We start from the raw sequence: 26,525 nt of genomic DNA, 5'->3' as shown, positions 1-26,525 counted from the left end.
GCGCACCGCCAGCTCTCCGCCTACCCTCCCCGCGCGCCCCGGTCGCGCAGATGCGCCAGCACCCGGCGCGGTCCCAGCGCCTGCAGGTCGAACGGCGGCAACTCGATGGCATCGAGCGTATTCTTGAACAGCAAGCCCAGCTCCGTATCACCTTCCAGGCTCAAACGGCGGCTGAAGAACAGCGTGTCCGGATCTTCCTGGCGCCGCGCCAGCAGCATCAAGTCATGCACGCTGGCGGCGATGCACAGGTCCGGCACGTCCACATAGCGCTCGGCCACAAACACCGTTCCCTGCCACTCGAAATCGAAGGCGATGCCCGCGTCCAGCAGCCGCAAGCGCAGGCTGCGCCCTTCCAGGCTGCTTCGCACGTCGTCGGGCAATTGCGGCGCCAGCAGGCGGTTCAAGCCTTGCACGAACAGCCACGAGGCGGGATACGGCGGCAGCTTGGACAGCAATTCGGCCAGCGGTTCGGGCAGCCGGTATGACGCGGCGGGCTTGCTCATGGGAGGCTTGGCCGGGACGGGCAATCTTTCCAGTTGATCTTGCATGGTGCTTCCTTTCGATGCGTTCAATGGGCGGCGTGCTGGTGCTGTTCCATGCCAGGCTGGCCGTGCCAGTAGCCGTCGCAGGCGCCGGCCGGCTGGCAAGCCGCCAGCTGGGCCTGGGCGCCGATGCCGCTGACCTGGCCGCGGCGGGCGCGGTCGAAGATGGCGATGACTTGTTCCGTATGCATGGCTTGCGGGCTGATGCGCGCCACGGACACGCCCATGTCGCGCATGGCGTCGAGTTCGCGCACCAGGTTGTAGACGAGCGCCGACTGCGTCTGCGTGCCATTCAACACGAGGAACGGCACTTCGTCGCGCGTGCGCAGCAGCAGGCCGTCCGGCTCTTCCAGGCAGCTGTAGCCGCAATCGTCCTTCGGCAGGTTGCGGTTGCGCGCCGTGAAGCAGCGCGCGGAAAACGCCAGCGGCATGCGGCCGTAGGCGAATACCTCCGTCTCCAGCCCTTCCGGTTTCTGGCGCTGCATCTCGGCCAGCGCCGTCTGTCCCATTTCCAGCGGCATCACCCAGCGCCGCGCCCCGAGGCGCGCCAGCAATTGCAGGCTGGGGCCATTGAACAGGTTCAGATGGGGACCGGCGACGAAGGGCGTGCCCTTTTCCATGCAGTGCACGGCGCCCATGTCGTTGGCCTCGACGCCGTAGCGGCCATTGCCCGTGATGCGGCGCAGGGTCGCCAGTTCAGCACCCGCCTCGATCAGCGCCTGCGTCGACAACACCACTTCCTTGCCGGCGGCGGCCAGCATGTCGGCGATATCGAGCCAGTCGGCCAGGCGCACCTCGTGCCGGCGCGAGCAGACGGTTTCGCCCAGGTACACGATATCGGCGGCCGTGGTGGCGATCTGCTGGTAAAACTCGAAAACGGTGGCGCGCGGCCAGTAGTAGAGCAAAGGGCCCAAAGAAAGCTTCAGCATGTTCATCCTTTATTTCCAAGATCTATGGTAGGCACCCAAGGTGTGCTGCTGGCCCTCGGCCAGCTTGTCCATGGACGCCATCCAGGCCGGCTTGACGGCGTAGCGCGCATTGCCTTCGCGGCAGGCGTCGATCGCTTCGCGCCACACGCGCGTCACCTGCGCCACGTAGGCGGGGCTGCGCTGGCGTCCTTCGATCTTCACGGCGCGCACGCCCATGGCGATCAGCTGCGGCAGCAGCGCCAGCGTGTTCAGGCTGGCCGGCTCCTCGATCGCGTAATACTCTTCGTCGTTGACTTCGAAACGTCCCTTGCACAGGGTCGGATAGCTGGCGTTTTCGCCTGGGGCATAGCGGTCGATCAGCACGCCGTTCAGGCGCGATTCGAGGCCGTTCGGTGTTTCCAGCCAGCGCACGGATTTCGCCGGCGAGCACACGCCGTGGGTGTTCGGCGCCTCGCCCGTCGCATACGACGACAGCGCGCAGCGCCCTTCGACCATCACGCACAGGCTGCCGAAGCCGAAGACCTCGATCTCGACTTCCGTCTTGGCGATCAGTTGCTCGACCTGCGCCATCGACAGCACGCGCGGCAGCACGGCGCGGGCGATGCCGAAGTGCTCATGGTAAAAATTGATCGCTTCGTAGTTGGTGGCCGAACCTTGCACGGACAGGTGCAAACGCAGCTGCGGGTGGTGCTCGCTTGCATACGCCATCAGGCCCGGATCGGCCACGATCATGGCGTCGATACCGGCCTGCGCGGCGCGGTCGATGGCGCTGCGCCAGACGGCCCAGTTGTGCGGCTGCGGATAGGTGTTCAGCGCCAGCAGCACCTTGCGTCCATATTGGTGGGCGTAGCGCACGCCCTCGGCGATGGCCTTCTCGTCGAAATTGAGGCCGGCGAAATTGCGCGCATTGGTGGCGTCGCGAAAACCCAGGTAGACGGTATCGGCGCCATTGTCGATGGCCGCTTTCAAGGCAGGCAGGCTGCCGGCGGGGCAGACCAGTTCCAGCGGTCCGGCCACGCGGGTGGCGGTGGTTGATTCAAGCATCATGGTGTTCACAGTCCTGTATCGGCTCAGGGTGCAGACTATAGCCCCGCCCATACCGCCCAGTCCTTGACGCAGGTGAAGGAATGCATGCATGGCTGGCGCGCGTTCAACTTGCTTGACCTGGCTGTAAAATGCCCCACTTTTCTCCCTCACCGATTCCCCGCCATGCCCCACAAACCGCTGCTGCTATTCCTGCTCACCCTATTCCTCACCGTGCTGCAAATACAGTGGGCTTCGCCCGCCGACGGCTATGTCGAAGAAACGCTCTCCGTGCTCTCGCCCGAGGCGCTGGGCGTCTGGGCCGGCGTGCTGCTGCTGTTCCTGCAAGCCGTCTTCGCCCGCCGCGCCATGCCCGTGCTGCGCCAGGCCGGCATCTGCACGGGCCTGCTGGCCGTCTACTGGCTGCTGGCGAACTACGTCACGTTCGACGCGCGCGTGGCCAGCTGGAGCACCTTCTCGGCACGGGAAATCTGGGCGCACGTGCTGCCCGCCTCCGTCGCCAGCATCGCCGTCTGCGGCGCCATGTACTTTGGCCTGAGCTGCTTCATCCCGCGCCTGGGCCGCGCAAAAAAAAGCCGCTGACGCGCTTTCTTCACCTGCATCAAGGATTCGTCACGCAACTGCACGCGCCCTTTGACGCCACTATATTTAGTGATTAATCTCCATAAAAACACCGCATGTTGTGTTTATTGGAGGTTTCATGACGACAAATGCAGTTTCCCCCACACGCGGCCAGGTCGACGTCGCCGCGTCCATCAATGAATACCTGGACCGGCGCGACTGGCGTGTCAACGCCAACGCCAACCAGGGCTACTCGCTGGGCGGCCTGATACTCAACGTGTCGGGCAAGGTCATCGCCAACTACTGGCTCGACCAGGTGTATCCGCCGGAAGTGGGCGCGGCGCACCGCGAAGCGGCGCTGCACATCCACGACCTCGACATGCTGGCCGGCTATTGCGCCGGCTGGTCGCTGCGCACCCTGCTGCACGAAGGCTTGAATGGCGTGCCGGGCAAGATCGAATCGGGCCCGCCGAAACACATGTCGAGCGCCATTGGCCAGATCGTCAACTTCCTCGGCACCCTGCAAAACGAGTGGGCCGGCGCGCAGGCGTTCAGCTCCTTCGACACCTACATGGCGCCCTACATCCGCAAGGACAGCCTGTGCTACGAAGACGTGCGCCAGTACATGCAGGAACTGATCTTCAACCTCAACGTGCCATCGCGCTGGGGCACGCAGACGCCGTTCACCAACCTCACCTTCGACTGGGTCTGCCCGGACGATTTGCGCGAGCAGATTCCCGTCATCGCCGGCCAGGAAATGGACTTCAGCTATGGCGAGCTGCAGACGGAAATGGACATGATCAACCGCGCCTATATCGAAATCATGATGGCGGGCGACGCCAAGGGCCGGGTCTTCACCTTCCCCATCCCCACCTACAACATCACCGAGGATTTCGACTGGCATAGCAACAACGCGGAGCGCCTGTTCGAGATGACGGCCCGCTATGGCCTGCCCTACTTCCAGAATTTCATCAATTCGGAACTCAAGCCGAACATGATACGTTCCATGTGCTGCCGCTTGCAGCTGGACTTGCGCGAACTGCTCAAACGGGGCAATGGCCTGTTTGGTTCCGCCGAGCAGACGGGTTCCCTGGGCGTGGTCACCATCAACTGCGCGCGCCTGGGCCACTTGTGGCGCGGCGACGAGCCAGCGCTGATGGCGGACCTGGACCGCCTGCTGGAACTGGGCAAGACCAGCCTGGAAATCAAGCGCCGCACCATCGAGGAACTGATGCAGCAAGGCCTGTTCCCGTACACGAAACGCTACCTGGGCACCTTGCGCAATCACTTTTCCACCCTGGGCGTGAACGGCATCAACGAGATGATCCGCAATTTCAGCGGCGACGCTTACGACATCACGGTGCCGGAAGGCCATGCGCTGGCCGTGCGCCTGCTCGACCACGTGCGCGCCCGCATGGTGCAATTCCAGGAAGAGACGGGCCATATGTACAACCTGGAGGCGACGCCGGCCGAAGGCACGACCTACCGCTTCGCGCGCGAAGACCGCAAGCGCTATCCGGCCATCCTGCAGGCGGGCACGGTCGACAATCCGTACTACACGAATTCGTCGCAACTGCCCGTCGGCCATACGGACGACCCGTTCGAAGCGCTGGAATTGCAGGACGCGCTGCAGCGCAAGTACACGGGCGGCACGGTGCTGCACCTGTACATGACGGAAGCGCTGTCGGATGCCAACGCCTGCCGCGAACTGGTGAAACGCGCGCTGAGCCGCTTCTCGCTGCCCTACATCACCGTCACGCCCACGTTTTCCATCTGCCCGCGCCACGGCTACCTGGCCGGAAAACATGAATTCTGCCCCACCTGCGACGCGGAACTGATCGCCCGCAAGCAGTCCGATCTCGCTCACCCACTCAAGGAAACGCCATGAACGTACGTCCCGACTTCACTCCCGCCATCACCCTGCTCGATACGGAACGCCAGCGCTGCGAAATCTGGACGCGCGTGATGGGCTACCACCGCCCCGTCGCCTCGTTCAACATCGGCAAACAGGGCGAATTCCACGAGCGCCAGTATTTTACGGAAGCGAGCGCCCGGCTTGGCCAGCCCGCCTGCCATGGCGTTTGAGCTGAAAGTGGGCGGCCTGACGCCCTTTTCCGCCACCGACTACCCGGGCAAGCTGGCGGCCGTGGTGTTCGTGCAGGGCTGCCCCTGGCGCTGCGGCTATTGCCACAATCCGCACTTGCAGGCGCGCACGCCGGAAGGCGCCATGCCCTGGCAGGACGTCCTGACCTGGCTGCGCCGCCGCGTGGGCCTGGTCGATGCCGTCGTCTTCAGCGGCGGCGAAGCGTGCATGGACCCGGCGCTGGCGCGCGCCATGCAGGACGCCAGGGCACTGGGATTCGGCATCGGCCTGCACACGGCCTGCATCTATCCGCAACGCCTGCAGGAAGTGCTGCCCCTGGTCGACTGGGTCGGCTTCGATATCAAGGCGCCGTTTGCCGACTATCGTCATGTGACCCGCGTGGCCGGCAGCGGCGACCCGGCGCGCGCCTGCCTCGATGCCATCCTCGCCAGCGGCGTGGCCTACGAATGCCGCACCACCACCCACCCGGACCTGCTGCCGGACGAACAATTGCTGGCCCTGGCCGCCACCCTGGCCGCGAAAGGTGTCGACAACTACGTGCTGCAGCAGTTCCGCGCCGAAGGCTGCGCGGACGCGGCGCTGGCTGGCCGCCCCCTGCACGGCTATCCGGCGGCGACGACTTTGGCGCAAATCGGCGCCATGTTTCCGCGATTTACATTCCGTAATCATGGCAGTTGATCCTGCGGCACAAAAATTACTGAAAGCGTCACAAAATTCCCCGATCTGCAACGCTGAAATGTCTTGCGTACTGTAATGTATCAACTGTGCCGCGCGCCATGCGCAGCCCATCAGATTCCTCACTCCGCATTACAGATAAGCGTCATCCATGAACGATTTCACCGCAGTCAGTCCAGGCATCCCTTCCACCCACGCCGACATCCTGTACGGCCCGACGCGACCGGATCTGCTGCGCGAGGAAGTACTGGCCGACCTGCTGGAAGCGACGGCCCGCCGCTGCCCCGAGCAAATCGCCCTGATCGATGGCGAACGCCGCATCACGTATGCGCAGCTCGATGCGCAAGCCAGCTTGGCCGCAATGCGCCTGGTGGCGGCCGGCGTCAAGCCCGGCGACATCGTGGGCCTGTGGCTGCCGCGCGGTGCCCCTCTGCTGCTGATGCAGGCGGCCATCGCCAAGTCGGGCGCCGCCTGGCTGCCCGTCGATGAAGACACGCCCGTCGAGCGCCTGCAGGTGTGCCTCGATGACGCAAACGGCTTTGGTGTCGTCAGCTGCGCCCAATTCGCGCCGCGCCTGGCCGAGGCAGGCATCGGCCGCCCCGTATGGACGGCGGAAAGCCTGCTGGCCCCCGCCGCGCCAGGCGAACTGCTGCCCGCGCGCGCAACCGTGCTGCCCGAGCACCCGGCCTATGTGATCTACACGTCCGGCTCCACGGGCAAGCCCAAGGGCATATTGATCAATCAGCGCAGCATCTGCCACTTCCTGCGCAGCGAAAACGCCGTGCTGGAAGTGACGCAAGCCGACACCGTCTACCAGGGCTTTTCCGTCGCCTTCGACATGTCGTTCGAGGAAATCTGGATCGCCTACCTGGTGGGCGCCACCCTGTGGCTGGGCCCCAAGGAGATGTCGGGCGACCCGGAAGCGCTGCCGCGCGCACTGGCCGACAACCACGTGACGGTGCTGCACGCCGTACCAACCTTGCTGGCCCTGTTCGCCGAGGAAGTACCGAGCCTGCGCCTGATCAACCTGGGCGGCGAGATGTGCCCGGAATCGCTCGTCGAGCGCTGGTCGCGTCCGGGCCGCGCCATGTTCAACACCTATGGTCCCACGGAAGCGACCGTCTCGTGCAGCCTGGCGCGCCTGCGCCCCGGCGAGCCTGTGACCATCGGTACGCCGCTGCCCAACTACGGCTTGCTGGTGCTGCAGGTGGCCGAGCCGGGAGAAAACCGTCCATTGACTTTGCTGGCGCGCGGCGAGACGGGTGAGCTGTGCATCATCGGCCCCGGCCTGGCCGAGGGCTACCTGGGCCGGCCCGACCTGACGGTGGAAAAATTCCTGCCCAATCCCTGGAGCACGGGCCCCGACGATGCGCGCCTGTACCGCACGGGCGACCTGGCGCGCATCGATGCGGACGGCCAGGTGCTGTGCCTGGGCCGCGCCGACGACCAGGTGAAGATTCGCGGCTTCCGCGTGGAACTGGGCGAGATCGAAGCCGTGCTGGCGCAGCAACCGGGCGTGGGCACGGTGGCCGTCCTGCTGCGCAAGGATGACGGCATCGACCAGCTGGTGGCCTACATCGTCGGCAGCGACGAGGCGCCGGCCGACGCCTTGGCCGTGAAAACCCTGCGCGCGGCCCTGAACCTGCACCTGCCGCCCTACATGGTGCCGGGCCGTTTTGAATTGCTGCCGCTGATGCCGCGCCTGACCTCGGGCAAGATCGACAGAAAAGCATTGAAAGCCATGCCACTGTCGGCACCGCCGCCTGGCGAAGCAGGTGTATCGGACATGCCGGAAACGCCGGCCGAAGCGGCCCTGTTCGCGGCGCTGGCCAAGCTGTTCCCGGGCCAGGCGATCTTGCGCCAGCTGGACTTCTTCAGCGACCTCGGTGGCCACTCCTTCCTGGCCGCCCGCCTGGCATCCGCCCTGCGCGCCGATCCGGCCTACGCCCACATGACGGTGCGCGATATTTACCAGAACCGGCAGATCGGCAAGATCGCCGCCGTGCTCAATGAAGCGCCGGCGCTGGCCACGCCGGAAGCGGAGTGGACGCCGCCATCGACGTGGAAGCGCTGGACCTGCGGCGCGGCGCAGGCGGCGGCCGTGCCGGGCCTCGTCACCCTGCGCATGGCGCAGTGGATGGCGCCGTTCTTCACCTATCACTTTTTCACGGGCGACACGGGCGACACCGTGTCGCGCGCCATCGCCGCCTCGATCGGCGTGTTCCTGCTGGCGACCCTGGCCGAATTTGCCATTGCGATTGCCGGCAAGTGGCTGATCGCCGGACGCTTGAAGCCGGGCAGCTATCCGCTGTGGGGCGTTACCTACTACCGCTGGTGGCTGGCCGACCGCCTGGTCGAATCGGCGCCCGCCTACCTGCTCAGCGGCTCGTCCCTGAACAGCTGGTGGCTGCGCGCTCTCGGCGCGAAAGTGGGCAAGGAAGTCGTCATCGGCTCGATGACCCTGCGCGCGCCCGACCTGCTGTCCATCGGCGACAACGTCAGCGTGGGCAATGCCGTCAACTTTGAAAACGCCCGGGTCGAACGGGGCCGTTTGCTGCTGGGCCAGATCGACATCGGCGACGATGCCTGCATCAGCTCTTACGCGATTTTGGAAGGCAATACCACGGTGGGCGCGTTTGGCCACCTGGAAGGCCAGTCCGCGCTGGCCGATGGCGCCGCGGTACCGGCCGGACGCGTGTACACGGGGTCGCCCGCGCGCGACATTGGCGCGTTCGACCCTGCCAGCCACCCACCGCGCCCCGCCGTCTCGCGCCTGCGCCTGACGGGAGAAACCGTGTTCTTCTGCTTCGGCATGGTCCTCATCGCCGTGCTGTTCTTCATGCCCGTCTTCCCCAGCTTCGTGCTGATCGACTGGTTCGACGAGCGCGAAATGATGCCGTGGCTGCAGGGCCGCGACGTGACGACCCAGCTGGCCCGCTACTTCCTGCTGGCCTTCCCCGCCAGCGCCGTGCTGATCGTGCTCACCGCCCTGCTGTCGGCCGCCATCCGCTGGGGTGCGCTGCCCCGCTTGAAGCCGGGCAGCTCCCCCGTGCACAGCAATATCTATTGCGCCAAGTGGCTGGTCAGCCATATCCAGGAATCGAGCCTGAACGTCCTGCACGGCATCTACGCCACCGTGTACGCGCCGTACTGGTACCGCCTGCTGGGCGCCAAGGTGGGCAAGGGTGCCGAGATTTCCACGGCCCTGGGCGTCGTGCCCGACATGCTGACCCTGGGCGACGACACCTTCATCGCCGACGCCGTCATGCTGGGCGACGAGCAGATCGACGGCGGCTGGATGACCATGCGCCCCACTGTCATCTCGCACCGCAGCTTCGTCGGCAACGGCAGCTACATCCCGGATGGCACGGTGCTGCCCGAGCACGTGCTGATCGGCGTGCACACGCATGCGCCGCGCAATGAGCAGATGCACAGCGGCGATACGTGGCTCGGCTCCCCGCCCATACATTTGCCCGCGCGCGAACAGGTCAGCGGCTTTGCCGAGCACCTGACGTTCAAGCCATCGCTGTTGCGCCGCCTGGGCCGCAGCCTGATCGAAGCGTTCCGCATCGTCGCGCCGCACGCCGTGGTGATCGCCGTCGGCTATACCCTCGTGCTGGACGTGATGCCAATCGCGGGTGCCGGGCGCTGGGGTGAAGTGGTGAGCGACCTGGCCATTGCCGGCCTAGCCTACGGCATCGGCAATTTCCTGGTCGTCGTGCTGTTCAAGTGGCTGCTGCTGGGACGCTACCGCAAGCACGCGGCGCCCATGTGGACGCCATTCGTGTGGATTTCCGAAGGCGTGACCAATCTGTATGAAGGCATCGCCGTGCCCAACTTCATGCGCTACCTGCGCGGCACGCCGTGGCTGCCGCTGGCCTTCCGCCTGTTCGGCTGCAAGATCGGCCGCGGCGTCTACATGGACACGACGGACATCACGGAATTCGACTGCGTGCACATCGGCGACTACAGCGAATTGAATGCGCTGACCTGCCCACAGACGCATCTGTTCGAAGACCGCGTGATGAAGATCGACCACGTGGAGATCGGCCAGCGCGTTTACATGGGCCCGCGCAGCTCCGTGCTGTACAGCGCCAAGGTGGGCGACAACGCGCGCCTGGGACCGTTGACCCTGGTGATGAAGGGCGAGCACATCCCCGCCGGCAGCAACTGGGCGGGCTGCCCGGCCGCGCCTTTACGCAACGGATCGTAGCTGATGGCTTTTACGGTGCTCTGGTCAGGGGATGGCGTACTGGTGATCGGCATCGCCGCCGTGCTGCCGCGCTTGGAGGCCCGGTTGCGCATCCGCGCCGCCGTGCGCGAGGCGGTGGCGCACTGGCTGAAGCTGGACATCGAGGCGATCTCGGTGGAGTCGACGCCGGGCGCCCCTCCCCGCTTGCTGCTGGCCGGCCGCGCGGCCAGCCTGTCGTTCAGCCATGACGAGGGACTGTCGCTGGGCGCCATCAACCTGCAAGGCGCCGTTGGCATCGACGCGATGCGCGTGCAGGACATTGCCGACTGGTTCACTCTGGCGCGCGATTACCTGGGGCCGCAGGTGGCCGAAGCACTGAGCGCCTGCACCGATGCGCAGCGCCCATTGGCGCTGGCGCAGGCGTGGACGGCGCGCGAGGCGGCGCTCAAGTGCATGGGCAGGCAGTTGGCGGAGTGGGATGCACGGCCCATAGACTGCCATTTACAGCCCCTATCCCTGCCTGCGCCTTACGTCGCGACCCTCGCCTCTTAGTCTTCCTTTCCTTTTCCAGCGCCTCCGATCTGGACGAAAATCAGTTTTACGATAATACTGACGAGCAGTCCCAGCACCCCGATCAATTCCAGCATGGCCTTTCCTTTGCAGTGACAGCAGACCAGGCCACTGTAGCGCGAACGGCGGGGCCGGGCCAATATCAAATCAGGCAGTCTCCGATCTCGAAAAGGCATACGATTGATTTCCATCAGACAGTTCCGCTACTTTGTCGAAGTCGTCGATGCGGGCAGCTACTCGCGCGCGGCGGAAAAGCTGTACATCGCGCAGTCGGCCCTGAGCCGGCAGATCAAGGAGCTCGAGGGCGAGGTGCAGGCGCTGCTGCTCACGCGCGACGCGCGCCATATCGAACTCACGCCCGCGGGCCAGGTGTTCTATGAACGGGCCAAGCGCATCCTCGACGACATCGAGGAAACCGTGCGCCAGACGCGCCACGTGGGGCAAGGCGCGCAAGGCATCATCCGCCTGCTGCATTCAAGCTCCGTCACCCTCACGCCCGCCATCGGCGCCGTGCTGAACCGCCTGCTGGCGCAGTTCCCCGGCGTTTCGCTCGATGTGTCGAAGGGATCGTCGGAAAACCAGGCTGCCGACATCGAAGAAGGCCGCGCCGACCTGGGCCTCGTGCGCCTGCCCACCTTGCGCAAGCATGCCAACATCATCGTGCGCGAACTGTTTGCGGAAAAGCTGGTGGTGGCCGTGTCGGCGGCGTCGCCGCTGGCCGCGCTGGAACGCACGACGATAGCCGCCCTGCGCGACGAGGCGTTCGTCTCGATCCCGCACAAGGACCGCGGAGGCCTCAGCTACCTGGTGGCGGGCCTGTGCCTGGCGCAGGGTTTCTTTCCGAAGGCGGCGCGCGCCCTGTCGCGCAAGACGTCGCAGCTGAACCTGATCGAGGCCAACATGGGCATCGCCATCGTCCCCGACAGCATGCGCCTGGTGGCGCCGCCGGGCGTGCGTTTCATCGCCCTGCCGGACGAGGAATCGCACTCCGTCGTCGGCCTGATCTCGCCGCGCGCGGCCAGCGGCATGGTGGCCGCATTTACGGAAGCGTTCGTGCGCGAGATGAATACACTCTAGCCTTCCGCATACAGCGCCGCATCGACGTCGCGCACGGCCGCCATCAGCAAGGCCAGCTTCATGACATCGAGCTGGCCGTCCGTGCGCACGCGCGAGCACAGGTCGATGCCGTAGGGGCGAACCTGACGCAGCGCTTCCATCACATTGGTGTCGTCCAGTCCACCGGCCAGGAAAACGGGACGGGGGCTGGCGCGCACGAAACGCGCGCTGACGGACCAGTCGTGCGTGCGGCCCGTGCCGCCCAGTTCCGGCACCGCCGCGCCGGGGCGCCCCGAGTCGAGCAAAAAAGCATGGACGTGGGGCGCGTAGGCGGGAATCAGGTCCAGCGCCTCCGGCCCCTCCACGTGGATCACCTGCACGCGCCGCACGTGCGGCAGCAAACGCGCCAGTTTCTCGACCTCACCCGGGTCGATATGGCCGACGATCTGCACGGTCGATGGCTGCGTGGCGCGCACGTGTTCGGCGATGGCTTGCGCCGTCGTCTCGGACGTCAGCAGGAAGGTGGCTACCGGGGGCGGCGTCCAGGCGGCGATCTGTGCGATGCGCGCGTCGGGAATCGGGCCGGGGCCGGACGGCATGGCCGCTACCAGGCCCAGCGCGTCGGCGCCGGCGGCAATGGCAAGTTGCGCTTCGTCGATGGAAGCGATACAGCAGATCTTGATGCGGGTTCTCATGGCCTTGCGTGTTCAGTCCGGATGATCAACATTACAACACAGGGCGGCGCGCGCACCAAGACACGCGGTCAAGGCCGCGCACGATTGTGTACCAGAATAGGGAGCGCCCACTTCGTCCAGACGGAAGGCCATTCATGCCGCCTGATCGTCAGCCGCGCTGATTGACACGCGCCAGGTGGCGGACGATACTTGACATCCGGGGTTGCTATTGGAAGCCGTACATGCGTATCGTCGACTTTGAAGTCCGCAAGGAGTGCCCGCCGCAGTTATGCGACTGCGGGCGCGAGCGCCTGCTCGGCGATGCCCAGGCGGACCTGTCCATCCTGCGCCTGAACCTGACGGAAGAAAAGCGCCTGCTCGCGCACATCGAGGGCATCGCCACCCATTCGCAGCTGCGGAAACTGCAACTGCTGTTGCAGAAAAACCTGGGCGTGGAATTGCAGATTGCACCGGGCAGCGGCGAAGTGCGCACCGTGCGCGGCTTCCAGATCCGCCTGCTGGAGCGGCCCGGCCTGTGCCGCAAGACGCGCGCCGCCATTCCCGCCGCCGTGCGCCGCTGCTTGGCAGCGCATCCCGAGATCGCGTTTGCGATATTGAATGAAAACGATTTGCTGGGCGGGGTGTGAGCCGACACCATTGTTGGCGTATGCTCGAATGTCGGATTACGCTCCGCTAATCCGACCTACGCCGTCACGCTGGCGCGGATGGGAATGACCTTGCCCTTCGCTTCGCGCGCCCGCAACTGCCCGCAGCCACCTTCCACGGCCGAATCGCGCAATTTGCTCAGTCACGTAGGTCGGATTAGCGGGCACCGCGTAATCCGACACCATTGTTAGCGTATGCTCGAATGTCGGATTACGCTCCGCTAATCCGACCTACGCCGCCACGCTGGCGCGGATGGGAATAACCTTGCCCTTCGCTTCGCGCGCCCGCAACTGCCCGCAGCCGCCTTCCACGTCCTGCCCGGCCGAATCGCGCAATTTGGTCAGCACACCGCGCGCGTGCAGGGCGGCGGCAATGGCGCGCGCCTTTTCCCAGCTGGGGCGCTTGAACGGCAAGTCGGCTATCGTGTTATACGGGATCATGTTGAGCACCGCATATTTTCCCTGCAGGAGTTCCACGATGCCGTCCATCTCGTCCTCGCCATCGTTGATGCCTTCCATCAGGGTCCACTGGTACTGCACCGGGTAGCCGGTCAGGCGCGCATACGACTCGCCAAAGTCCACCAGTTCGCGCGGAGTGAGCCTGGGCGCGCGCGGCAGCAGCTGTTCGCGCAGTTCCGGCTTGGTCGTGTGCAAGGAGAGGGCCAGCGCCGGCTTGACACGACCTCGCGGCAGGCGCTCGAAGGCGCGCGGGTCGCCCACCGTGGAAAACACGAGGTTCTTGTGGCCGATATTGCCTTCGGTGCCCAGCAGCTCGATCGCTTCCATCACATTGTTCAGGTTATGCGCCGGCTCGCCCATGCCCATGAAGACGACTTTTTTTACGGGCCGCATGGTGCGCGCCAGTACCACCTGGGCGACAATTTCTCCGCTGGTCACCTGGCGGATCAAGCCGTCGCGACCCGTCATGCAGAACTGGCATCCGACGGCGCAGCCGACCTGGCTCGAGACGCACAAGCCGTCGCGCGGCAGCAGCACGCTTTCCACCGTCTGGCCGTCGTGCAGTCCCACCAGCAGGCGCGCGGAACCGTCGGCGCCCGGATGGGTGCTGAGCAGTTTCAGCACGCCCTGCAATTCCAGGTCGAGCGCGGGCAAGGCCTCGCGCACGGGCAGCGGCAAAAAATCCTCGGCGCGGCGCCGGCCTTGGTCGTGCGGCTGCCCCTGTATCCAGTCGCGCAGCACGCGCTGTTCGTGCAGGGGCTTGGCGCCCAAGGCGCGCAGGCGCTGGCGGATGGTATCGATTTGCATGGCGTCTGAATAAAAAAACGGCGCGCAGGAATGAAACCGGCGCGCCGTGTTACGGGTAAAAGCTTTAGACCTTCTTGACGAATTCCGTCTTCAGGCTCATGGAACCGAAACCGTCGATCTTGCAGTCGATATCGTGGTCGCTGTCGACCAGGCGGATGTTCTTGACCTTGGTACCCATCTTGACGACACCGCCGCCACCCTTCAATTTCAAGTCCTTGATGACACTGACGGTGTCACCGTCCTGCAGGATATTGCCGGCCGAATCGCGGTACACCTTGGCGCCCTCTTCCACCGCTTCGCCGGCCGTGGCCGACCATTCATGCGCGCATTCAGGGCAGATCAACTGGCTGCCGTCTTCGTACGTGAATTCGGACTTGCATTGCGGGCATGGTGGTAATGTGCTCATTTTCTTCTCTGTCTGGTGAACAGCGTGTGCTGTAAAAGCCGACATTATACTGCCTACGCCCCGCATCAGCGGGCTTGTTTCACCATCATTGTCAAGGCCGGCGAATAATCTCGATGGTGCTGTGGACGATTTCCTCGTGGATGCCGATGCGCGCGCGCAGCTCGGCGGCCGTCAATGCGGCATCGCGGCTGACGACGGACAAGGCGCACGAATACAGCTGCTTGCCGACCCGCCACACGTGCAGGTCGACGATGCGCGGCGTATCGCCGGCGCTTTCCACTTCCACGGCCTCGCGGATTTCAGCCACGACGGGGTGGTCCATCTCGCGGTCCAGCAAGACCTTGCCCGTCTCCTGCATCAGCTTTTTCGCCCACAGGGCCACCAGCACGGCGCCCGCGATACCCATCACGGGATCGAGCCACTGCCAGCCGTAAGCCCAAGCGCCGGCCAGCGCGACGATGGCCAGCACGGACGTGGCGGCGTCCGCCAGCACGTGGATGTACGCGGCTTTCATGTTCAGGTCTTCGCCATGGCCATGGTGATCGTGGTGGCCGTGATGATCGTGATGATCATGCCCATGGCCATGGTGGTGGTCATGGTGCCCGCCGAGGATCAGCGCGCACACGAGGTTGACCGCCAGGCCGATGGCCGCCACCGCCATCGCCTGCGGATAGTGAATGGGCTGCGGCGAGAACAGGCGCTCGAGCGAGGCGACGACCATCAGCACGGCCACGCCCAGCAGCAGGATGGCGCTCGTGTAGCCGGCCAGCACTTCGATCTTCCACGTGCCGAAGGCAAAGCGGGGGTCGCGCGCATAGCGGCGCGCGGCCGCATACGCAAACGCGGCCAGGCCGATGGCCAGCGCGTGCGAACTCATATGCCAGCCATCGGCCAGCAGGGCCATGGAGTTGTACCACCAGCCGGCGACGATTTCCAGCACCATCGTGGCCAGGGTGATCCACATGACGATGCGCGCACGGCGTTCGGCCTTGCCATTGCTGCTGTCAAAAACGTGTTCGTGCTGCCAGGCGGAGAGGTCTTCGCCGAGGGATTGCGTTTTCATGACGTTCTCCTTATTTGAGGTAGGTGCGCAGGATGCCCGCGATGTCGTCGGCGCCCCTGGCCCGCTCCTCGCCGGAGATATCGGGACTGGCCACGTGCTCGCGCAAGTGTTCTTCGATGACTTCGGCCATCAAACCATTGACGGCGCCGCGCACGGCGGCGATCAGCTGCAGCACTTCGCCGCAGTCGCGCCCCTCTTCCAGGCCCCGCTCCAGGCCTTCCACCTGCCCCCGGATACGCTTTACGCGATTGAGCAGCTTGGTCTTGTTGTGCGTCGTGTGTCCCATGATTTCACCTCGATCAATACTATAGGGGGGTATACTATCAGAAACGGCCACGGCCGCCTCAAGGCGCCGGCGCGATCTTTTGCAGCTTGCTGGCCAGCGAGGCATCGGACAGTTCGCCCAAGTGCGTGTCGACCAGGCGCCCCTGCGCGTCGTAGAACAGGGTGGTGGGCAGGGCCGAGGAACCGGCCGCCTTGCCCAGCGCCGCCCCGCTGTCGAGCACCACATTGCGCAGGGTCACGCCGCTCCTGTCCAGGAAAGCACCAGCCGCCGCCGCATCCTCGCGCTGGTTCGCATACACAAACACGATATCGGCACGCGCCTGCTGCGCGGCGGCCAGCACGGGCATCTCGCGCCGGCATGACGGACACCAGCTGGCCCACAGGTTCACCACCAGCGGCTTGCCGCCGGCCAGCGCCGCCAGGGTCGTTGGCGCACCGTCGAGCGCATGCAGGGCCACGGCCGGCAAGGCCGCCGGCTTGTCGTAGGCCAGCGAGATCCCCGCGTTCAACACGCCCCAGGCCATTGCGCCGGCCGCCACGCTGATGGCCAGCGGACGGCGCATGGCCGCCATGGCGGGACGCCGGCAGCGCCACGCGGCGATGGCCAGCGCCGCCGCGATACCGGCCGGTGCGAGGAAGCCGCCATCGCGGATATTGATGATGGACCAGGGAGCGGCCAGGTACTGTTCGTGCCAGCGCAAGACGAATGCCAGCCGCGCCGCCAGCAGGCCGGCGATCAGCATGTCGGAAACGAGGGGGCCGGCGTCCGGCAACTGGCGGGATCTGCGCAGCCACCACGCCACGCCGTAGGCGACGCACAGGGAAACGAACAGCAGGACGAGGCCCGTGGGCAGGGCCAGGGGACCGATTTGCAGGGACAGCATGGGCGCTTTCATCAACAGTCAAGGCGCCCATTGTGCCTCAAGCCCCGCCGGACAGCGCCAAGGGATCAGGACGAGCGGGTGTTTTTCCTACGCCAGGCACCGCAGCGCGCCTATCGTGCCGGCGGCCTGCCATGGGCATCATGGATGCCTGGCATACTCGCACGGGAGCAAGAGATGAATAAAGACATCAACAAGGTGATGGCGAAGGGCGCGCCGGTGCCGGCACAGGCAAATACTGGCTGGGTCCTGGGCGCGCTGGCCCTGGGCGCGGCGTGGCTGTTTGTCCGCAGCCGCAGCCGGCAGGCGGAGCGCGCGCATCCGCCTGCCGGCCAATTTCTCGATGTGCACGGCACGCGCCTGCACTACCTGAGCCAGGGTGAAGGTCCCGTCATCGTGCTGTTGCATGGAAACGGCGTGATCGCCGAGGATTTTCGCCATGCGGGCCTGTTCGATCAGCTGGCGCGCACGCACCGCGTGATCGCCTTCGACCGGCCCGGCTTCGGCTACAGCAGCCGGCCGCGCGGCACGCTGTGGACGCCGGCCGCTCAGGCTGCGCTGCTGGCGGCCGCGCTCGATCAGCTGGGCGTACACCGCGCCGTGGTGCTGGCGCACTCGTGGGGCACCCTGGTGGCGATCTCGATGGCCGTGCAGCAGCCGCAGCTGGTGCAAGCCCTGGTGCTCGCTTCCGGCTACTACTATCCCAGCGTGCGCTTCGATGTACTCACGGCAACGCCGGCCATCCCCGTCATCGGCGATGTGCTCAGCCATACCGTGTCGCCCCTGCTGGGGCGCCTGATGTGGCCCCTGCTGGTCAAACGCGCGTTCGCGCCCTCGGCGGTGCCGGACAGCTTCAAGCACCTGTCGCCGTGGATGATGCTGCGGCCCCGCCAGTTGCGCGCCGAGGCGGAAGAAACGGCCATGATGATCCCGAGCGCGGCGGTGCTGCGCAAACACTACCCGGAACTGCGCATGCCCGTGTCCATCGTGGCAGGGCGCGAGGATGCGATCGTCAGCGCCAGCTACCATTCCGCGCGCCTGCACGATGCGCTGGACAACAGCGAACTGACCTTGCTGCCCGGCGCCGGCCACATGATCCAGCACCTGTCGCAGCCCACCCTGCTGCGCGAAACGGCGCGGGTCGGATACGACGCCGGCATCGGACTCGGCCAGGAAGAAACAGGCGTCAGGTAAGCAGCACTTCCTTGCGCACGAAATGCATGGCTTGCGGCTGGTCCACCAGCACGCACCGCTTGCCCGTGCGCTTGCAGTGGTCGTGCACGCGCCAGTAGGCGTCGTGGCTGACGCAGCCCGTCTGGCAAATCACCAGATCGGCCGCGACCAGGCCCGCTTCCAGGGCGGCCACGTCATCAGCGCCGTCGTCGCCGCCCGCATGGTGCAGGAAGCGCCCGCCGGCCTGCTCGATGGCCTGCTGCGCCACGTTGGCGCCGGCGGCCTGCTGGCCCGCATTCGGGTCCAGATAGCTGCCCACATACAGCACGGCTTTTTCGCGCACGTCGGCCTGCATGGCTGGCATGGGCAACCACTGCTGGCGCAGCAACTCGCGCATCAGGTCCTGCACGCGCTCACCGAGCCATTCGACCTTGCGCGCCAGCCTGGCACGCGTCGGCAAGCCGGGCGCGCTGGCCGCCAGTTCGGCCAGTTCGTCGCGCGCCAGCGCCAGTTTGGTATCGCGGATCACGACCTGCGCCCGCGAGCGCATCAATTCCGATTCCAGCTGCGCGATGCGGGCCGCCTGCGCGGCCAGCTGCGCACTGCAGCGCGCCTGCGCGCGGCCATACTCTCCCATCAGCACGCGATGCTCGTGCGCGATCACATCCTCGTTGCCATACACACTGCCCATCATGCCTCCTTCACCGCCCGTGGCGCCATGGCGCCAGCCCATGCTACCCCATTGACCCGAATTATAAATGAGAATCATTATTATTTGTGTATGCGCGCGTGCGCCGTAGGGGTATGTGGGGCTGCCGGCCAGCGATTGTGCGCATTCTTTCTGGCAAACGATTCATTGAGTCGCGCTTGTTCGATCACTTTTTATAAGATGTAATCTTGCAAAAATTCATTGAGCCACCGTACGTTCACCACTCCATGTCGGCATGGATGCTGGTGTGGGGCATGGCGCCGGTGGGAGAGCTGGCTGCTAGTGCCTGAGATGAGGGGACGGCGCTGGCCGCTGCGCGGCCAGCGGGGCCGCGCAGGGCGCGGCAGAATGGCGATTCGAATAGCCTCGCGCCCCCTAGGGCGCTCCGTCTTCGAATCCCACCGTTCCGTCCAGACAAATAAAAAAGCCTCCCGCAGGGGAGGCTTTTTTATTTGATTCTGGCGGAGACGGTGGGATTCGAACCCACGATACAGGTATAAGCCGTATGCATCCTTAGCAGGGATGTGCCTTCGGCCACTCGGCCACGTCTCCTAGCTGATTACTCAACTATGTCTCTGTAGCTAACTGCGCTGCAGCGACGAACGTCATAATATCGATTGCCCCCCCTTTGGTCAAGGGCGTGGGGCAATATTTTTGGATATTTAAGCTTTTTCCAGCTCGAACGCTTTATGCAGCGCGCGCACGGCCAGTTCCATGTACTTTTCGTCGATCAGCACGGAGATCTTGATCTCGGAAGTGGAGATCATCATGATGTTGATGCCCTCTTCCGACAGGGTGCGGAACATTTGCGAGGCTACGCCAACGTGGCTGCGCATGCCCACGCCGACGACGGACAGTTTCGACACTTTCGCGTCGCCCGTGATGCTGGCCGCGCCCAGCGATTCGCGGTTCGCTTCCAGCACGGCCAGCGCGCGCGTATATTCACCGCGCGAGACGGTGAAGGTGAAGTCCGTTTTACCGTCGACCGACTGATTCTGTATGATCATGTCGACTTCGATGTTCGCGTCCGCCACCGGTCCCAGGATGTGGTAGGCCACGCCTGGACGGTCGGGCACGCCGAGCACGGTGATTTTGGCTTCATCGCGGTTGAAGGCGATGCCGGAGATGACTGCTTGTTCCATGTTTGTATCTTCCTCAAACGAAATCAGGGTGCCTGAATTGGCTTCTATTTCCAGCGGCAACATCGGGTCGGTCAGCGACGACAGCACGCGCGTGGGCACGCGGTAGTTGCCGGCGAATTCCACCGAACGCGTTTGCAGCACTTTGGAGCCCAGCGAAGCCAGTTCCAGCATTTCTTCAAAGGTGATGGTCTTCAGGCGGCGCGCCTCGGAGACCACGCGCGGGTCGGTCGTGTAGACGCCGTCGACGTCCGTGAAGATCAGGCATTCGGCCGCCTTCATGGCGGCGGCGATCGCCACGGCCGAGGTGTCCGAACCGCCGCGGCCCAGGGTCGCTATGTTGTCGTGTTCGTCGACGCCCTGGAAACCGGTAATGATGACAATCTTGCCCGCATCGAGGTCGCGTTTGACTTTTTCGTCATCGATCGACTGGATGCGTGCCTTGGTAAAGGCGGAATCGGTCTTGATCGCGACTTGCCAGCCAGCATAGGATACGGCTTGTTTGCCGATCGCCAGCAGTGCCATCGACAATAGGCCGACGGACACTTGTTCGCCTGTCGAGGCGATCATGTCAAGTTCACGGGGATCGGGTTGATCCATGATTTCCTTGGCCAGTCCAATCAGGCGGTTGGTTTCGCCCGACATGGCGGATGGCACCACCACGATTTGATGCCCAGCGTCGTGCCACTTGGCAACGCGCTTGGCGACATTCTTGATACGGTCAGTCGAGCCCATCGACGTACCGCCATATTTGTGGACGATTAAAGCCATAAGAGTGAAGTTTCCGCTCAAGAAGAATAAAAAAGGAGGGCTTTACTCTACATGCCGCAATGCAAAATAACAAGCTAAAAAGCGCATTAGCTCATACCGATTGCGCATATGGAAATAACCAATCCATGCAGTCCAGCCGGCTTGGGGAGCCGCTTGGCGGCCACCCCGGGAATGGCCGTGGCGGCTGCCCCTGCGCTCAGCAGGAGACCCAGCGCAAGGTGACGCGGGGACGATCCAGCAGACTCAAGCAATGGCAATCGAGGCCAATACCGGCCGCGAACAGCAATTGTTGCGCCGCACAGACAAGCGGCAAGCGTTCGCGCTCCCAGGCGGGCACGTCAAACGCCTGGTAATGGTATTTCAAGCTCTTCGTGGGTCGGTTCAAGGCCAGTTTCAGGCGCTCGCCGCCCTGGCGGAAATCGATGGCCAAGGTTTGAGACTGCAGCCAGGCAATATCGATACCCTGGCCGCCCTCTTCCACCGCATCGAAATGCAGCACGCCGCCATACGCGGGAAAGGCCAGGCTGGCCTCGCCTTTCCACACAAATTCCTGGCTGGCTTTTTCCAGACCGGGAATGCCCGCATCGCTCTTGTCGCGCATGCCGGCCAGGTCATCGAGCTTCGGCGTCAGGTACAGCCGGTCGCGGTGGCGCCGCACGTGGCATTCTGGATGCGTGACCAGCAATTGCGCATCGGGCCGCGCTTCCAGCAATTGCGCCAGCATTTCCGCCAGCCACGCCGTCGACGGCATGCGCAAGCCGCGCGTGCCGAACCAGTGGCGCAGCAGGTTGTAGCAGCGGTCCGCGCTCAACTCGCGCAATTTCGCCAGCTCGATGCAATCGCCATCGAGGCACGCCGCCAGATCCTGCGTCGCCAGTTCCGTCAGCAGGCGCTGCGCCGATTGCGCGTGCTGCGCGCTGCGGGCGAAGCGTTCCTGGAAGCCGGGAAAGGCCTGCGCCAGCACGGGCATCACCTGGTGCCGCAGGGCATTGCGGGCAAAGCGGGGGTCGTCGTTCGATTCATCGTGGATATGCGCGATCGCATGTTTTTCCACATACGCTTCGAGCTGTTTGCGCGACACGGGCAGCAGGGGGCGCGCCATCACGAGGTCCGGGTTGCCCAGCAGCTCGGGCGCGCTGTTGGCGCCATCCATGCCGGACAAGCCCGCCGTGCCTGAGCCGCGCAGCAATTGCAGCAGCACCGTCTCGGCCTGGTCATCCTGGTGGTGGGCAGTCAGCAGCAGGCGCACGCCGTGCGCGGCGCACAGCTCGCCCAGGGCCGCGTAACGGCGCTTGCGGGCCGCTTCTTCCGTGCCCGTCTTCGCATTTTTTTCCAAGGTGACCTTGCGCGCCTCGAAAGCGATGCCCATGCCGGCGCACAATTGTTCGCAGTGGACCAGCCACGCGTCCGCGTTCGGGCTCAGGCCGTGGTGCACGTGAAAGGCGCGCAAAGCAACGCCGTGCTCTTGCGCCCAGGCATGGGCCAGGTGCAGCAGGGCCGAGGAATCGAGGCCGCCGCTGAGGGCGATGGCGACCGTCTCGCCGGCTTGGGGTCCGCAGGCGTCCAGCGCATGGGCAAAGATATCGGCGATGGTGGCGGTTTGTTGCTTTTTCAATCAGGACTCCGGGAATGCAAAGAGGGACAGGCTGCTAAACGGATGGGTTCGTTTAGCTGGCTGTCCCTGGTGTTTGAATGCTATGTTGGCTTACATTTGGGGTCAGACCCGACGGGTCTGACCCCAGCCTTACTCGCTCGGCGTCGTTTCCTTGAACTTGCCGTAGCTCAGCAATTTTTCATGGCGCGCGGCCAGCAGGTCCTTGGTTTTCATGCCGTGGAACTGGCGCAGGGTGTCGGCCAGTGCGCGCTTGAGCAAGGTGGCCATCTGTTTCGGATCGCGGTGGGCGCCGCCCAGCGGTTCGTTGATGATCTTGTCGATCAGGCCCATGGCTTTCAGGCGGTGGGCGGTCAGGCCCAGCGCTTCGGCCGCGTCGGAGGCGCGCTCGGCGCTCTTCCACAGGATCGAGGCGCAGCCTTCCGGCGAGATCACGGCATAGGTCGAGTATTGCAGCATCAGCACGGCGTCGCCCACGGCAATGGCCAGCGCGCCGCCGGAACCGCCTTCACCGATGATGGTGGCGATCAGCGGCACTTTCAGTTCGGCCATCACGTACAGGTTGTGGCCGATGGCTTCCGACTGGCCGCGCTCTTCCGCGTCGATGCCGGGGAAGGCGCCTGGCGTGTCGACGAAGGTGAAGATGGGCAAGTTGAACTTTTCAGCCACTTTCATCAGGCGCATGGCCTTGCGGTAGCCTTCCGGTTTCGGCATGCCGAAATTGCGCATGGCGCGCTCTTTCGTGTCGCGGCCCTTCTGGTGGCCGATGACCATGCACGGCTGGCCGTTGAAGCGGGCCAGGCCACCCACGACGGACAGATCGTCCGCGTAGCTGCGGTCGCCATGCAATTCGTGGAAATCGGTAAAGATTTCATTCACGTAATCCATGGTGTAGGGGCGCTGCGGGTGGCGCGCGATCTGCGCCACTTGCCAAGGGGTCAGCTTGGCGTAGATATCTTTGGTCAGCTGCTGGCTCTTCTTGGCCAGGCGGTCGATCTCTTCGGAGATATCGACGGCCGAATCGTCTTGCACGAAGCGCAACTCTTCGATCTTGGAATCGAGTTCCGCGATCGGCTGTTCAAAATTGAGGAAAGTCGTTTTAGTCATTGTACCTCCAGGTTTTACCGGCCACGGCGCCAGGGCGCGCGGCGTCATCTATGTTTATTTTACCGTACCGGCTGGTGCACCGGGGGCTGCATCGGGTGCGGCAGGGGCGGCTGCAGGGTCGAGACTGCGCCACAAATACCACGTCGCCACGGTGCGCCACGGTTCCCAATTGGCGGAAACTTCGCGCGCATCGCTGCGGGAAACTGGTTCGCCGGAGAAATAATTGACGCTGATTCCCTGGATCAAACCGGGGTCGTCGAGCGGCAAGACATTCGGCCGGAGCAGATTAAATATCAGAAACATCTCGGCTGTCCAGCGGCCGATGCCGCGGATTTGCACCAGTTCGGCGATGACGGCTTCGTCATCCATCTGGTCCCACTGGCTCGCGTGCACGCGCTTGGCCTTGAAATGGTCGGCCAGGTCGAGGATGTATTCGGTCTTGCGTTTGGACAAGCCGCAGGCGGACAGCTGCTCGGCGCCTGCTTTCAATACTTGCGACGGCGTGCATTTCGGGCAAGCGAGCAGCAGCTTTTTCCAGGCAGCATCGGCCGCCTTGGGCGTGATCTGCTGTCCCACCAGCGAACGGGCCAGGGTGGTAAACGGGTCGCTATGGCCGACCAGGTGCAGGTCGCCAAATTGCGGGATGAGTTTTTTCATGATGCGGTCGCGCTTCATCAGCTCGATCTTCGCCTCTTCCCAGTAATGCGGCACCTGGATCACCTGCGCTTCCACCGGCGCTTCCCCGTTTTCCCTGGACGTTGGCATCATGCGCGGCGCCAGTTGGTCGAGCCGTCAGGCTTGTCTTCAAGAATGATGCCTGCAGCCAGCAAGTCGGCGCGGATCTTGTCGGACTGGGCAAAGTCGCGCGCCTTTTTCGCCGCGCTGCGCGCCGCGATGGCCGTTTCGATGCCGGCCGCTTCGTCCTGGCCACCGGCGGCGGCGCCGACGGTCGCTTGCAGGAATTGCTGCGGCGTGCGTTCGAGCAAGCCGAATACGCCCGCCAGGCCCTTCAATTGGCGCGCCAGGGCCGGCGACTTGCTCTTGTTCACTTCCGTTGCCAGGTCAAACAGGGCGGCCACGGCCAGCGGCGTATTGAAATCGTCGTCCATCGCTTCGCGCACGCGCACGGCGTGCGCCTCGTTCCAGTCGATGGCGCCCTCTTCCAGCGCCACGTCGGCCAGCGCCGTGTACAAGCGGGTCAGGGACAGGCGCGCGTCATCGAGGTGCACATCCGAGTAATTCAGGGGGCTGCGGTAGTGCGCGCGCAGGATGAAGAAGCGGATCACTTCGGCATCGAACTTTTGCAGCACTTCGCGGATGGTAAAGAAATTGCCGAGCGACTTGGACATCTTTTCATTGTCCAGGCGCACGAAGCCGTTATGTATCCAGTAATTGACACTGGTATGGCCGAACGCGCCTTCGGATTGGGCGATCTCGTTTTCGTGGTGCGGGAATTGCAAGTCCGCGCCGCCACCATGGATGTCGAACTGTTCGCCAAGCAAGGCGCAGGACATGGCCGAGCACTCGATATGCCAGCCCGGGCGGCCCTTGCCCCATTTCGAATCCCATTTGACTTCTTCCGGCTCGGACTCTTTCGACGACTTCCACAGCACGAAATCGAGCGGATCGCGCTTGCCCGTGTTCACGTCGACACGTTCGCCCGCGCGCAGGTCGTCGAGCGACTTGCCCGACAGCTTGCCGTAATGGGGGAAATTGCGCACGGCATAATTCACATCGCCGTCCGCGCCCTGGTAAGCGAGGTCCTTCGCTTCCAGCTGCTCGATCAGGCGCAGCATCTGCGGCACGTATTCAGTGGCGCGCGGCGTGTGGTCGGGTGTCAAAATGCCCAGCGCGGCCGTGTCTTCATCCATGTAGCGGGTGAAACGCGTCGTCAGCTGGGAAATCGTCTCGCCGTTTTCCACGGCGCGGCGGATGATCTTGTCGTCGATGTCCGTAATGTTGCGCACATAGGTGACGTCGAAACCGGAGGCTTTCAGCCAGCGGTAGATGACGTCGAACGCCATCATCATGCGCGCATGGCCGATATGGCAATAATCGTAGATGGTCATGCCGCACACGTACATGCGTACCTTGCCCGCTTCCATCGGGACGAATACCTGCTTCTCGCGCGCCAGGGTGTTGTAAATCTTTAGATTGCTCATCGTACTTTGCAAGTGGAGCGGCCGCCAGCCTGGCAAAACGACAGACAGGCGCGGACACCGGGGGTGCCGCGCCACAGAACTGCCGTGTGCGCCGAGACGGGACGACCCGCTGTATTGTTGTTCTTGTTTGTTAGAATTAGGGCGTTAGCGGTCAAGTATAACATTGATAAAAACCATACTGGCCCGATATGAATCAGGTTTTTACGATGTTCAACCGAATTTTCATTTCTTTACAATTAAAGCAAGTTTAGAGAAAAATAACGATCAAGGACACCTTCATGCAAGAAACCAAATCGAAACGCCTGTCTTTCCTGGCCCGTTTTTGCACCCTGTTTGCCGGCCTGACCCTGGGCAGCGCCGTCGTGGCAGCCGCCCCGGCGACGGCCCTCGACCCCACGCCCCATGTGGCCCTGAAAACCAGCATGGGCGAGATCGTGCTGGAACTGAACCAGGAAAAAGCGCCGCAAAGCGTGGCCAATTTCTTGCAGTATGTCAAAAGCGGTTACTACAAGGGCACGGTGTTTCACCGCGTCATCGACGGCTTCATGATACAGGGCGGCGGCTTCGACAAGAACATGAAACAGAAAGCCACCAAGGCGCCGATCAAGAATGAAGCGCAAAACGGCTTGCAAAACGTCACCTACAGCATCGCCATGGCGCGCACGGGTGACCCGCATTCGGCCACCGCGCAATTCTTTATCAACGTCAACGACAATGGCGCGCTCGACTACCCTGGCCGCGACGGTTTCGGCTACACGGTGTTCGGCAAAGTCGTCAGCGGCATGGACGTGGTCGACAAGATCAAGGCCGTGCCCGTTGCCGACAAGGGCCCGCACCAGAACGTGCCGGTCACCCCCGTGGTGATCGAATCGGCGACTTTACTCAAATCCGCGCCAGCAAAACTGTAAAATAGCGTTTTTGCGGCGCCGGCCTGCATGG

General features: G+C 64.1%; 25 protein-coding genes and 1 tRNA gene. 10 read left to right on the top strand and 16 right to left on the bottom strand.

Translation table 11 applies throughout. The features are described from left to right. Nucleotides 1-20 precede the first annotated feature (20 nt). The 3 genes from ubiT to ubiU are packed head-to-tail and all read right to left on the bottom strand — an operon-like array spanning nt 21 to nt 2,518. A complete protein-coding gene (ubiT, locus tag AC54AG_RS15390; protein WP_080698764.1) occupies nt 21-548 on the bottom strand; it encodes a ubiquinone anaerobic biosynthesis accessory factor UbiT in 528 nt (175 codons plus the stop codon). Between the two features lie 20 nt (nt 549-568). Further along, a complete protein-coding gene (gene ubiV, locus AC54AG_RS15385) occupies nt 569-1,471 on the bottom strand; it encodes a ubiquinone anaerobic biosynthesis protein UbiV (protein WP_496630839.1) in 903 nt (300 codons plus the stop codon). A 9-nt stretch (nt 1,472-1,480) separates the two neighbouring features. Continuing rightward, a complete protein-coding gene (ubiU, locus tag AC54AG_RS15380; RefSeq protein ID WP_413774577.1) occupies nt 1,481-2,518 on the bottom strand; it encodes a ubiquinone anaerobic biosynthesis protein UbiU in 1,038 nt (345 codons plus the stop codon). Between the two features lie 162 nt (nt 2,519-2,680). Here ubiU and AC54AG_RS15375 point away from each other — a divergent pair, with 162 nt between their 5' ends. From AC54AG_RS15375 to AC54AG_RS15345, 7 genes are all read left to right on the top strand, one after another. Continuing rightward, a complete protein-coding gene (locus tag AC54AG_RS15375) occupies nt 2,681-3,097 on the top strand; it encodes a hypothetical protein (RefSeq protein WP_338681740.1) in 417 nt (138 codons plus the stop codon). 118 nt (nt 3,098-3,215) lie between these two features. Continuing rightward, nucleotides 3,216-4,964 carry a ribonucleoside triphosphate reductase gene (locus tag AC54AG_RS15370; protein WP_496630837.1) on the top strand — a complete coding sequence of 583 codons (1,749 nt, stop codon included), beginning with the start codon at nt 3,216-3,218 and terminating at the stop codon, nt 4,962-4,964. After that, complete coding sequence (nrdD, locus tag AC54AG_RS15365) at nt 4,961-5,161, top strand: anaerobic ribonucleoside-triphosphate reductase (RefSeq protein WP_331777719.1); 201 nt, start codon at nt 4,961-4,963, stop codon at nt 5,159-5,161. Before AC54AG_RS15370 ends, nrdD begins: the two co-directional genes overlap by 4 nt. Then, the gene (locus AC54AG_RS15360; RefSeq protein ID WP_331777882.1) at nt 5,151-5,858 is read left to right on the top strand and encodes an anaerobic ribonucleoside-triphosphate reductase activating protein; all 708 of its coding nucleotides are present in this window, start codon (nt 5,151-5,153) and stop codon (nt 5,856-5,858) included. The genes nrdD and AC54AG_RS15360 overlap by 11 nt, the downstream gene beginning before the upstream one ends. Nucleotides 5,859-6,006: 148 nt before the next feature. Continuing rightward, entirely contained in the window at nt 6,007-10,068 is a 4,062-nt protein-coding gene (locus AC54AG_RS15355) for a Pls/PosA family non-ribosomal peptide synthetase (protein ID WP_496630836.1), read from the top strand. A gap of 15 nt (nt 10,069-10,083) precedes the next feature. Beyond that, nucleotides 10,084-10,599 carry a 4'-phosphopantetheinyl transferase family protein gene (locus tag AC54AG_RS15350; RefSeq protein ID WP_331777717.1) on the top strand — a complete coding sequence of 172 codons (516 nt, stop codon included), beginning with the start codon at nt 10,084-10,086 and terminating at the stop codon, nt 10,597-10,599. Between the two features lie 198 nt (nt 10,600-10,797). Next, nucleotides 10,798-11,694, top strand: a complete 897-nt coding sequence (locus AC54AG_RS15345; RefSeq protein WP_496630834.1) for a LysR family transcriptional regulator — start codon at nt 10,798-10,800, stop codon at nt 11,692-11,694. Here the strand turns inward: AC54AG_RS15345 and AC54AG_RS15340 are convergent. Further along, nucleotides 11,691-12,368, bottom strand: a complete 678-nt coding sequence (locus tag AC54AG_RS15340; protein WP_072454729.1) for a phosphoribosylanthranilate isomerase — start codon at nt 12,366-12,368, stop codon at nt 11,691-11,693. The two genes, AC54AG_RS15345 and AC54AG_RS15340, sit on opposite strands and share 4 nt — an antisense overlap. Before the next feature lie 221 nt (nt 12,369-12,589). Between AC54AG_RS15340 and AC54AG_RS15335 the strand changes: the two genes are divergently transcribed. Continuing rightward, nucleotides 12,590-12,994, top strand: coding sequence for a hypothetical protein (locus tag AC54AG_RS15335; RefSeq protein ID WP_338681731.1), 405 nt, complete (start codon nt 12,590-12,592; stop codon nt 12,992-12,994). Between the two features lie 249 nt (nt 12,995-13,243). On the opposite strand, the gene AC54AG_RS15330 is transcribed toward AC54AG_RS15335, so the two are convergent. The 5 genes from AC54AG_RS15330 to AC54AG_RS15310 form a co-directional block, all read right to left on the bottom strand. After that, nucleotides 13,244-14,278 carry an RNA methyltransferase gene (locus tag AC54AG_RS15330; protein ID WP_496630831.1) on the bottom strand — a complete coding sequence of 345 codons (1,035 nt, stop codon included), beginning with the start codon at nt 14,276-14,278 and terminating at the stop codon, nt 13,244-13,246. Between the two features lie 64 nt (nt 14,279-14,342). Continuing rightward, entirely contained in the window at nt 14,343-14,684 is a 342-nt protein-coding gene (locus AC54AG_RS15325; RefSeq protein WP_034756972.1) for a zinc ribbon domain-containing protein YjdM, read from the bottom strand. 91 nt (nt 14,685-14,775) lie between these two features. Then, the gene (dmeF, locus tag AC54AG_RS15320; RefSeq protein ID WP_496630828.1) at nt 14,776-15,747 is read right to left on the bottom strand and encodes a CDF family Co(II)/Ni(II) efflux transporter DmeF; all 972 of its coding nucleotides are present in this window, start codon (nt 15,745-15,747) and stop codon (nt 14,776-14,778) included. Between the two features lie 10 nt (nt 15,748-15,757). Continuing rightward, nucleotides 15,758-16,033, bottom strand: coding sequence for a metal/formaldehyde-sensitive transcriptional repressor (locus tag AC54AG_RS15315; protein ID WP_072454733.1), 276 nt, complete (start codon nt 16,031-16,033; stop codon nt 15,758-15,760). Nucleotides 16,034-16,091: 58 nt separating this feature from the next. Continuing rightward, entirely contained in the window at nt 16,092-16,916 is an 825-nt protein-coding gene (locus AC54AG_RS15310; RefSeq protein ID WP_496630827.1) for a TlpA family protein disulfide reductase, read from the bottom strand. Between the two features lie 174 nt (nt 16,917-17,090). On the opposite strand from AC54AG_RS15310, the gene AC54AG_RS15305 reads away from it, so the two are divergent. Continuing rightward, entirely contained in the window at nt 17,091-18,107 is a 1,017-nt protein-coding gene (locus AC54AG_RS15305; protein ID WP_496630825.1) for an alpha/beta fold hydrolase, read from the top strand. On the opposite strand, the gene AC54AG_RS15300 is transcribed toward AC54AG_RS15305, so the two are convergent. The 7 genes from AC54AG_RS15300 to cysS form a co-directional block, all read right to left on the bottom strand. Further along, nucleotides 18,100-18,855: a DUF2325 domain-containing protein gene (locus tag AC54AG_RS15300; protein WP_496630823.1), complete on the bottom strand. Its 756-nt coding sequence runs from the start codon at nt 18,853-18,855 to the stop codon at nt 18,100-18,102. The genes AC54AG_RS15305 and AC54AG_RS15300 overlap by 8 nt on opposite strands. Nucleotides 18,856-19,254: 399 nt before the next feature. Beyond that, nucleotides 19,255-19,347, bottom strand: a tRNA-Ser gene (locus AC54AG_RS15295). A 110-nt stretch (nt 19,348-19,457) separates the two neighbouring features. Next, on the bottom strand, nt 19,458-20,705 hold the full coding sequence (locus tag AC54AG_RS15290) for an aspartate kinase (RefSeq protein WP_035817435.1): 1,248 nt from the start codon (nt 20,703-20,705) through the stop codon (nt 19,458-19,460). Between the two features lie 196 nt (nt 20,706-20,901). After that, entirely contained in the window at nt 20,902-22,320 is a 1,419-nt protein-coding gene (gene tilS / locus AC54AG_RS15285) for a tRNA lysidine(34) synthetase TilS (RefSeq protein ID WP_496630821.1), read from the bottom strand. A gap of 129 nt (nt 22,321-22,449) precedes the next feature. After that, nucleotides 22,450-23,424, bottom strand: a complete 975-nt coding sequence (locus tag AC54AG_RS15280) for an acetyl-CoA carboxylase carboxyltransferase subunit alpha (RefSeq protein ID WP_034756951.1) — start codon at nt 23,422-23,424, stop codon at nt 22,450-22,452. 54 nt (nt 23,425-23,478) lie between these two features. Then, entirely contained in the window at nt 23,479-24,192 is a 714-nt protein-coding gene (locus AC54AG_RS15275) for a DNA-3-methyladenine glycosylase family protein (RefSeq protein WP_425324038.1), read from the bottom strand. Next, a complete protein-coding gene (cysS, locus tag AC54AG_RS15270) occupies nt 24,189-25,586 on the bottom strand; it encodes a cysteine--tRNA ligase (RefSeq protein WP_331777709.1) in 1,398 nt (465 codons plus the stop codon). The genes AC54AG_RS15275 and cysS overlap by 4 nt, the downstream gene beginning before the upstream one ends. A 278-nt stretch (nt 25,587-25,864) precedes the next feature. On the opposite strand from cysS, the gene AC54AG_RS15265 reads away from it, so the two are divergent. Continuing rightward, nucleotides 25,865-26,494 carry a peptidylprolyl isomerase gene (locus tag AC54AG_RS15265; protein WP_200968928.1) on the top strand — a complete coding sequence of 210 codons (630 nt, stop codon included), beginning with the start codon at nt 25,865-25,867 and terminating at the stop codon, nt 26,492-26,494. The last annotated feature ends 31 nt before the right edge of the window (nt 26,495-26,525 follow it).

The organism is Janthinobacterium sp. BCJ23 (assembly GCF_059617945.1).
The sequence above is the reverse complement of the archived record's forward strand: the minus strand, read 5'-3'. Positions and strand labels throughout refer to the sequence as shown.

Coding starts and splice junctions, on each gene's coding strand:
- ubiT (WP_080698764.1), bottom strand. CDS start 548: ATGCAAGATCAACTGGAAAGATTGCCCGTCCCGGCCAAGCCTCCCATG.
- ubiV (WP_496630839.1), bottom strand. CDS start 1,471: ATGCTGAAGCTTTCTTTGGGCCCTTTGCTCTACTACTGGCCGCGCGCC.
- ubiU (WP_413774577.1), bottom strand. CDS start 2,518: ATGATGCTTGAATCAACCACCGCCACCCGCGTGGCCGGACCGCTGGAA.
- AC54AG_RS15375 (WP_338681740.1), top strand. CDS start 2,681: ATGCCCCACAAACCGCTGCTGCTATTCCTGCTCACCCTATTCCTCACC.
- AC54AG_RS15370 (WP_496630837.1), top strand. CDS start 3,216: ATGACGACAAATGCAGTTTCCCCCACACGCGGCCAGGTCGACGTCGCC.
- nrdD (WP_331777719.1), top strand. CDS start 4,961: ATGAACGTACGTCCCGACTTCACTCCCGCCATCACCCTGCTCGATACG.
- AC54AG_RS15360 (WP_331777882.1), top strand. CDS start 5,151: ATGGCGTTTGAGCTGAAAGTGGGCGGCCTGACGCCCTTTTCCGCCACC.
- AC54AG_RS15355 (WP_496630836.1), top strand. CDS start 6,007: ATGAACGATTTCACCGCAGTCAGTCCAGGCATCCCTTCCACCCACGCC.
- AC54AG_RS15340 (WP_072454729.1), bottom strand. CDS start 12,368: ATGAGAACCCGCATCAAGATCTGCTGTATCGCTTCCATCGACGAAGCG.
- AC54AG_RS15335 (WP_338681731.1), top strand. CDS start 12,590: ATGCGTATCGTCGACTTTGAAGTCCGCAAGGAGTGCCCGCCGCAGTTA.
- AC54AG_RS15330 (WP_496630831.1), bottom strand. CDS start 14,278: ATGCAAATCGATACCATCCGCCAGCGCCTGCGCGCCTTGGGCGCCAAG.
- AC54AG_RS15325 (WP_034756972.1), bottom strand. CDS start 14,684: ATGAGCACATTACCACCATGCCCGCAATGCAAGTCCGAATTCACGTAC.
- dmeF (WP_496630828.1), bottom strand. CDS start 15,747: ATGAAAACGCAATCCCTCGGCGAAGACCTCTCCGCCTGGCAGCACGAA.
- AC54AG_RS15315 (WP_072454733.1), bottom strand. CDS start 16,033: ATGGGACACACGACGCACAACAAGACCAAGCTGCTCAATCGCGTAAAG.
- AC54AG_RS15310 (WP_496630827.1), bottom strand. CDS start 16,916: ATGCTGTCCCTGCAAATCGGTCCCCTGGCCCTGCCCACGGGCCTCGTC.
- AC54AG_RS15305 (WP_496630825.1), top strand. CDS start 17,091: ATGAATAAAGACATCAACAAGGTGATGGCGAAGGGCGCGCCGGTGCCG.
- AC54AG_RS15300 (WP_496630823.1), bottom strand. CDS start 18,855: ATGATTCTCATTTATAATTCGGGTCAATGGGGTAGCATGGGCTGGCGC.
- AC54AG_RS15290 (WP_035817435.1), bottom strand. CDS start 20,705: ATGGCTTTAATCGTCCACAAATATGGCGGTACGTCGATGGGCTCGACT.
- AC54AG_RS15280 (WP_034756951.1), bottom strand. CDS start 23,424: ATGACTAAAACGACTTTCCTCAATTTTGAACAGCCGATCGCGGAACTC.
- AC54AG_RS15275 (WP_425324038.1), bottom strand. CDS start 24,192: ATGATGCCAACGTCCAGGGAAAACGGGGAAGCGCCGGTGGAAGCGCAG.
- cysS (WP_331777709.1), bottom strand. CDS start 25,586: ATGAGCAATCTAAAGATTTACAACACCCTGGCGCGCGAGAAGCAGGTA.
- AC54AG_RS15265 (WP_200968928.1), top strand. CDS start 25,865: ATGCAAGAAACCAAATCGAAACGCCTGTCTTTCCTGGCCCGTTTTTGC.